This window comes from Sphingomonas sp. FUKUSWIS1, from assembly GCF_000733135.1.
GTDB lineage: Bacteria > Pseudomonadota > Alphaproteobacteria > Sphingomonadales > Sphingomonadaceae > Sphingomonas > Sphingomonas aerolata.
The window spans coordinates 1-4,403 of sequence record NZ_JPJC01000233.1 but is presented as its reverse complement, the minus strand read 5'-3'; the positions used below and the strand labels follow the sequence as shown (position 1 = coordinate 4,403).

Genomic DNA, 4,403 nt, shown 5'->3' with positions numbered 1-4,403 from the left:
GCCGGTCGCCGAATTCACGATCGCGGGGAATGCGAAGGACATGTTCCTGGCGATGACCCCCGCCAACGATCTCGAATTCCGCTACGGCATCAACGTGCCCACGTTGCGCGTGGAGGGGATGACGGTGGCGAGTGGCTGAACCGCCCCCGGGTCCCGTCACGACGTTGCGCGCGGCGGTCGAATCGATCGCTGCCGAAGCCGGGCAGATGGCGCTCGCGCGGTTCGGGACCGATTTCCACCGTTGGGAAAAGACGCCGGGCAGCCCGGTGTGTGAGGTCGATATCGATATCGACCGGATGTTGAAGGTGCGGCTGTCCGCACTGCTGCCCGATGCCGGCTGGCTGTCGGAGGAAACCGCCGACAATCCCGCGCGGCTCGCGCGCGACCGGCTCTGGGTCGTCGACCCGATCGACGGCACGCGCGACTATATCCGGGCACGTCCGGGCTGGTGCGTGTCGATCGCGCTGGTCGAGCGCGGGCGGGTGGTGATCGGCGTGCTCGATGCGCCGGCGCGAGGCGAGATCTGGTCGGCGGCGCTGGGGGAAGGCGCGACGCTCAACGGTGCAGTGCTGCGCGCCGGATCCCGCACTGACTTTCCCGGATCGCGCGTGCCGACCGATGCGCTGCCCAAGGCGGACCGCGATCTCGTGGTGGTCGAGAAACCCAATTCTATCGCGCTCAGGATCGCGATGGTCGCGGCCGACCGGGCGGATCTGGTCGCGACGCTGCGCTGGGGAAATGAGTGGGACATCGCCGCCGCCGCGCTGGTCGCGAGCGAGGCGGGCGCCGCAGTGACCGACGCCGTCGGCATCCCGCTGGTGTTCAATAAGCCGCGCCCGCAGGCGTTCGGGGTTGTCGCGAGCACCCGCGGCATCCACCGCGCGGCGATCGCGCGGCTGGCGGATCGGGCGGCGGCTATTCTAGGGTAGGGCTGGGCGCTTCGCTGGACACGAAAAAGGCCGGAGGTTTCCCTCCGGCCTTTTTCGTTTTGGGGAGCGCCGCGGCTAAGCCGCGTCGTCGGACCTCGCGTGAGCGAGGCCGGCCGAGCTTGTAAGCCTGGCCGGCTTCGCCATGCCAGGCTTACGCGCTCTGCTTAGCCCGGCTCGCGCGCTTGCGCTCGTTCGCGTCGAGGAAGCGCTTGCGCAGACGGATCGACTTCGGCGTGACTTCGACCATCTCGTCGTCGTCGATGTATGCGATCGCCTGCTCCAGCGTCGCACGCTTCGGCGGGGACAGGCGGACCTGGTCGTCCTTGCCGCCGCTTGCGCGGAAGTTGGTCAGCGCCTTGGTCTTCATCGGGTTGACCTCGAGGTCGTCCGGCTTGGCGTTCTCGCCGACGATCATGCCCTCATAGAGTGCCTCGCCGTGACCCACGAACAGGATGCCGCGCTCTTCGAGCGGGCCCAGTGCGTAGTTGTTCGCTTCGCCCGAGCCATTCGAGATCAGCACGCCGTTCTTGCGGCCTTCGATCTGGCCCTTGTGCGGACCGTACTTCTCGAACAGCCGGTTCATGATGCCCGTGCCGCGCGTGTCGGACAGGAATTCACCGTGATAGCCGATCATCCCGCGGCTTGGCGCCGAGAAGGTGATGCGGGTCTTGCCACCGGTCGACGGACGCATGTCGGTCATCTCGGCCTTACGGATGTTCATCTTCTCGACGACGGTGCCCGAATGCTCCTCATCGACGTCGATGATGACGGTCTCGTACGGCTCGGTCTTCTTGCCGTCCTCGTCCTCGCCGAACAGCACGCGCGGACGCGAGATGCCGAGCTCGAAGCCCTCGCGGCGCATCGTCTCGATCAGCACGCCCAGCTGGAGCTCGCCACGACCGGCGACTTCGAAGCTGTCCTTGTCGGCTGCCTCGGTCACCTTCACGGCGACGTTCGACTCGGCTTCGCGGAACAGGCGCTCGCGGATCATGCGCGACGTCACCTTGGTGCCTTCACGGCCCGCCATCGGCGAATCGTTCACGGCAAAACGCATCGACAGCGTGGGGGGATCGATCGGCTGCGCGTGCAGCGGCTCGGTCACCGTGATGTCGGCGATCGTGTCGGCGACGGTCGCAACCGAAAGCCCTGCGAGCGAGATGATGTCGCCGGCCTTGGCTTCGTCGACCGGCACGCGGTCGAGGCCGCGGAACGACATGATCTTGGACGCGCGACCCGTCTCGATGATCTTGCCGTCGTTATCGAGCGCGTGGATCGCCTGGTTGGTCTTCACGGTGCCCGAATTGACGCGACCGGTGAGGACGCGGCCGAGGAACGGATCGCGGTCGAGCAGCGTGACGAGGAAGGTGAAGGGCACGCCGGCGACTTCCACGGCGGGGGGCGGCACGTGCTTCACGATCGTCTCGAACATCGGGATCAGCGTGCCTTCGCGCGCGTCCATGTCGGTCGAGGCATAGCCGTTGCGGCCCGAGGCGTAGAGCACGGGGAAATCGAGCTGCTCGTCATTCGCGTCGAGCGACACGAACAGATCGAACACCTCGTCGAGCACTTCCTGGATGCGCGCGTCGTTGCGATCGACCTTGTTGACGACGACGATCGGCTTGAGGCCGAGGGCCAGCGCCTTGCCGGTGACGAACTTGGTCTGCGGCATCGCGCCTTCCGACGAATCGACCAGCAGGACGACGCCGTCGACCATCGACAGGATGCGCTCGACTTCGCCGCCGAAATCGGCGTGGCCGGGCGTGTCGACGATGTTGATGCGAATGCTCTCGCTCTCGCCCGGGGGCGTCCAGTCGACCGAGGTCGGCTTGGCGAGAATGGTGATCCCGCGCTCCTTTTCGAGGTCGTTGGAATCCATTGCGCGCTCTTCGACGCGCTGGTTGTCGCGGAAGGTGCCGGACTGGCGGAAGAGCTGGTCGACCAGCGTCGTCTTGCCGTGATCGACGTGCGCAATGATCGCCACGTTGCGGAGGCTCATGGGAATGCTTTCGGTTTGGACGGAATTTGCAGGCGCGCTTAGCGTTTATTCCGCGATGCGGCAAGTTTGGCGTTTCGATTGCCGGCCGAATGGTTCCCCGCTGCCGGAAAAATCGCCGATCGCGAGCCTGTTTCGGGGTGGGCCGCACCGGTCTCCGGGCGAGCCGCCAAGACGATTGCGTGGCCTGCGTGTATTATCTAGACACCACAGTTGAATGCGGGTGTCGTTCCCCTAGGATGCGGCACCGATTGGAGGATTGCATGGCGACGACACCCGAGACGCTGACGACCGAGCCTGGCCTGGTCCTGACGCCGCCCGACCCCGTGCCGACCGTCTCCGCGACGAAGGCCGCCGGGCTCGTGCCGGTCGATGCGGGGGTGAAGTCGCAGCTCGACGATCGCGTCGCAGGCTTTGTCACCGATCTGGTCGCGCAGGACGTCAACAGCCCTGAATTCGGCAAGCGCGTCGATGCGATCACCGCGATGGGGGCGAAGGAAATCCGCGAGGCGGCGGGCCAGTCGAACCGGTTCCTCGATCGCCCGGTCCGCGCGATGGATCAGGAAACCGGCGTCGGCAAGGATCTGGCCGAGCTGCGCCGCGTCGTCGAGGATCTCGATCCCGGCAAGAAGGGCAACCTGACCGCGCCGCAGAAGCTGTTCGGGATCATCCCGTTCGGCGGCAAGATGCGCAACTATTTCGACGGCTACAAATCGTCGCAAACGCATATCGCGCAGATCCTGAAGAGCCTGTCGTCGGGCAAGGACGAGCTGCTGATGGACAATGCCGCGATCGATACCGAGCGCGCGAACCTGTGGGCGGCGATGGGGCGGCTCGAACAGATGATCCACCTGTCGAAGACGATGGATGCCAAGCTCGAGGACGTCGCGAACGATCTCGACCACAGCGACCCGGCCAAGGCCAAGGCGATCCGCGAGACGGCGTTGTTCTACACCCGCCAGCGCACGCAGGACCTGCTGACGCAGATGGCGGTCACCGTGCAGGGCTATCTCGCGCTCGACCTGGTCAAGAAGAACAATGTCGAGCTGGTGAAGGGCGTCGATCGCGCCTCGACCACGACCGTGTCCGCGCTGCGTACCGCGGTGACGGTCGCACAGGCGCTGACCAACCAGAAGCTGGTGCTCGAACAGATCACCGCGCTCAACACGACGACCGCGAACATCATCGACTCGACCGGCAAGCTGCTGAAATCGCAGACCGCGCAGATCCACGAACAGGCCGCATCGGCGACCATCCCGCTCGAAACGCTGCAACGCGCGTTCCAGAATATCTACGACACGATGGACGCGATCGACGTGTTCAAGCTGAAGGCGCTCGACAGCATGAAGACCACGGTCGGCGCGCTGTCGAACGAGGTCGACAAGTCGCGCGGCTATATCGCGCGGGCCGAGGGGGCGACGCAGGGACAGCTGGGCGGCCCGTCGCCGAGCGCGTTCAAGCTGGAGGCGATGTAGGGCGTG

The 4,403-nt window shown here is 65.8% G+C and carries 4 protein-coding genes; 3 read left to right on the top strand and 1 reads right to left on the bottom strand.

All coding sequences use genetic code 11. The features are described 5' to 3' along the window. Both sphsw_RS19495 and sphsw_RS14520 read left to right on the top strand, forming a co-directional pair. A partial coding sequence (locus tag sphsw_RS19495; protein WP_235188408.1) for a metallopeptidase TldD-related protein occupies positions 1-139 on the top strand: 139 nt, incomplete at its 5' end. Next, positions 132-929 carry a 3'(2'),5'-bisphosphate nucleotidase CysQ gene (locus sphsw_RS14520; protein WP_081874346.1) on the top strand — a complete coding sequence of 266 codons (798 nt, stop codon included), beginning with the start codon at positions 132-134 and terminating at the stop codon, positions 927-929. The genes sphsw_RS19495 and sphsw_RS14520, both read left to right, overlap by 8 nt. Before the next feature lie 151 nt (positions 930-1,080). On the opposite strand, the gene typA is transcribed toward sphsw_RS14520, so the two are convergent. Beyond that, a complete protein-coding gene (gene typA / locus sphsw_RS14515) occupies positions 1,081-2,925 on the bottom strand; it encodes a translational GTPase TypA (RefSeq protein ID WP_031441243.1) in 1,845 nt (614 codons plus the stop codon). A gap of 260 nt (positions 2,926-3,185) precedes the next feature. Between typA and sphsw_RS14510 the strand changes: the two genes are divergently transcribed. Continuing rightward, positions 3,186-4,397 carry a toxic anion resistance protein gene (locus tag sphsw_RS14510; protein WP_031441242.1) on the top strand — a complete coding sequence of 404 codons (1,212 nt, stop codon included), beginning with the start codon at positions 3,186-3,188 and terminating at the stop codon, positions 4,395-4,397. The last annotated feature ends 6 nt before the right edge of the window (positions 4,398-4,403 follow it).

Coding starts and splice junctions, on each gene's coding strand:
- typA (WP_031441243.1), bottom strand. CDS start 2,925: ATGAGCCTCCGCAACGTGGCGATCATTGCGCACGTCGATCACGGCAAG.
- sphsw_RS14510 (WP_031441242.1), top strand. CDS start 3,186: ATGGCGACGACACCCGAGACGCTGACGACCGAGCCTGGCCTGGTCCTG.